The 702-nt window shown below is 51.7% G+C and carries 2 pseudogenes; both read left to right on the top strand.

The features are described from left to right. Nucleotides 1-186: 186 nt before the first annotated feature. Nucleotides 187-306 (top strand): annotated as a pseudogene (locus FW767_RS13505) (IS30 family transposase); the annotation flags it as partial. Between the two features lie 60 nt (nt 307-366). Then, nucleotides 367-702 (top strand): annotated as a pseudogene (locus FW767_RS12965) (IS30 family transposase); the annotation flags it as partial.

Genomic DNA, 702 nt, shown 5'->3' with positions numbered 1-702 from the left:
GAAGATTCAAAATCGAAGTGCAAAAACTTTGCTTAGATAAGCAGACCAACCTCACTCCTCTCGGAGGGGGATGCCCAAGCGGCGGGGGCGGCCGAGTCCGCCCCCAAGAGTGAATCGGTAGAAAAAACAAGCAATACAAAAAAGGAGACCGAAGTCTCCCGGAGATTAATTAACTTTGTATTGCTCATGTACAAACAACTAACCTCGGAACAAAGGTCGCAAATTTTCGCGTACCTACAAGACGGAATCGCAAGAAAAATCATCTGCGACCGCATCGGCATTTCACAATCAACGCTCTGCAGAGAGCTAAAGCGCAACAGCGGGAAACACGGAAAATACACATGGCAGCTGGCGCACCGGAAGGCCATGGAGCGACGGGAACGCATCTGTACAAACCGACGCACCCCTCGGTGGATTATCCACAAAGCCTTGCGGCTGTTACGCGAGGAAGACTGGTCGCCAAGGCAGATTTCCGGCTATCTCAGACTTGAAGGACTGAGGATCAGCCATGAACGCATATATCAGATAATACGCGCAGATGAAACGGGAGAGCTGAGAAAACATTGCCGGCACAAACTTAAATACCGCAGACACAAAGGCCGTAAACGCAAACCGTCGGGACGGACAATCATTCCCGACCGTGTATCCATACATCAGCGTCCGGCCGAGGCTGACGGCACACGCTTCGGGGACTGGGAAATG

Origin of the sequence: Heminiphilus faecis (assembly GCF_008728965.1) — a bacterium.
Taxonomy (GTDB): Bacteria; Bacteroidota; Bacteroidia; order Bacteroidales; family Muribaculaceae; genus Muribaculum; species Muribaculum faecis.
This window is presented reverse-complemented; position numbering and strand designations above follow the sequence as displayed.